Origin of the sequence: Sediminimonas qiaohouensis DSM 21189, assembly GCF_000423645.1 — a bacterium.
GTDB classification, from domain to species: Bacteria; Pseudomonadota; Alphaproteobacteria; order Rhodobacterales; family Rhodobacteraceae; genus Sediminimonas; species Sediminimonas qiaohouensis.
In genome coordinates this window covers 1-1,668 of sequence record NZ_AUIJ01000065.1, presented here as the reverse complement: position 1 = coordinate 1,668, position 1,668 = coordinate 1, and the positions used below count along the sequence as shown (strand labels likewise).

Sequence of the window (1,668 nt, the reverse complement as noted above, 5' to 3'; positions counted from 1 at the left end):
CCGCGCTCGGCATACCCATAACTGAGCCCGTAGGATGAGTCTGTCTGGGGAAAGGGGGCGTCTGGCCTTCAACCAATTTGTGCAACAGAGTCTGTGTTGATCGACGATACGCGCGCTATCGAGCCGGTGATCGTCCAAGATCTACCGGAGCCAAACTACGGCGAAATCGAATACAGCGCGGCATCTGATCGAGAAAGTTTACGCCAGGCGCTGCTTGCCGCAGACCGACGCGATCTTGGGCGTCGCTTCAGTCTGCGCCAGGTGAGGGAATATGCCGGAGTTCGCGAACTGGCGCCCGAGATCAATCTCGAGGCGATCACCTTCACCACAAACTCTGCCGCGCTTGAGCCTTCGCAGGCGAGACGGCTGCGACAGATGGGGCAGCTGATGCGCGAACTCGTTGCCAACGATCCGACCGAGTTGTTCCTCATTGAGGGCCACACCGACGCGGTCGGAAGCGGTGGTCACAATCTTCTCTTGTCGGACCGCCGGGCCGAGTCCGTGGCGCTGGCCTTCAGCGAGTACTTTGGGGTTCCAGCAGAAAACATGGTCGTTCAGGGCTATGGAGAAAGCTATCTCAAGATCCGGAGCCAGCAGGCTGAGCGACTGAATCGGCGGGTTGCTGTACGACGGATCACGGCGCTGGTTCGATAGTACAGATGCCGCCCCCGGAAAACAGGACTTCGAGAAAGCAATGGATAACATGAAACAGCTTGCACCCCCCCATACAGTACCAGAGACAACTCAACTCGAACGTCGAGTTCTGGCACATGAACGCATTTTGCAATCGCTGATTGCCTACATGTCCCGTAGCGAACCGCGCTTTCTGGACCATCTGAGCAAAACCTTCGTCGAACCGATGGAAAGAGTTCACCGGGAGCAGGACTTCGTCGAGACGAATGACTATGCCGAGGAATTTATTCGTGTGGTCAGTGCCTTGGACGATGCACAGAGACTGCGCGACAGACGCGCCCTGAGGCGGCTTCCCCGAGAGACGAATGCAGGTAACGATGCGTCAAGAATACCAGTTCCTGACCGACCGCCGGAACGTGTCCAGACCAGCGAACGTAATGGTATTTGGCGTGTCACCGTCGACGGTGTCTTTCGAGGAGACTATCACAAACGCGAGCACGCTGAGACCGCTGCTGCGCTGGCCAGGCTCGGGGCGAGCTGAGTAATGATCGCCCATAGTCCTACATTGCGCGGTTTTTAAACCGAAAGGTATGACAAGATGAATGACCGCATACTGGATATCCATACCCTGAAAACTACGCAAGGCGATGTGTTCGCCGAACGTACCTGCATGAGGTGTAGGTCCAAGTTCTCGAGCAAGGGTTTCGGCGACCGAATTTGCAAGCGCTGCAAAGGATCCCGCGCCTGGAAAAACGCCGCATTGTCAGTGGGGAACGGCAACCGTGGGAGTAAGGTGAGATCAACGGGGTCAAGTTCGTGACAGGTCAGGGAATTCCGGTTCACTTTCTAGCTCCTTGATTTTCAAACCCAAATGCAAGCGCCGCCATGCCGGGGGCAACGACCAGCGCGAGGTCGTGTCCGTCGGCGCGCAAAAGCAGCGCTGTTGATTGTCACTGAGACCTGACCCGGCATTGTCACCGAGATTTGACCCACCCAGTTATTATGTTCTGCGCGTCATGATGGCGTCAATGCGGT

Annotated in this window: 2 protein-coding genes; both read left to right on the top strand. The window is 56.7% G+C overall.

Annotated features, from left to right (window positions below):
* Positions 1 to 96: 96 nt before the first annotated feature.
* Positions 97 to 654, top strand: coding sequence for an OmpA family protein (locus G568_RS0117670; RefSeq protein ID WP_169576980.1), 558 nt, complete (start codon positions 97 to 99; stop codon positions 652 to 654).
* 49 nt (positions 655 to 703) lie between these two features.
* Positions 704 to 1,174 (top strand): hypothetical protein, encoded by a 471-nt coding sequence (locus G568_RS20125; protein ID WP_084627486.1) that lies wholly within the window; start codon positions 704 to 706, stop codon positions 1,172 to 1,174.
* Positions 1,175 to 1,668: the final 494 nt, after the last annotated feature.

What these genes read in the sequence shown, in the direction of transcription:
- G568_RS20125 (WP_084627486.1), top strand. Translation starts at nt 704, where the DNA reads ATGAAACAGCTTGCACCCCCCCATACAGTACCAGAGACAACTCAACTC.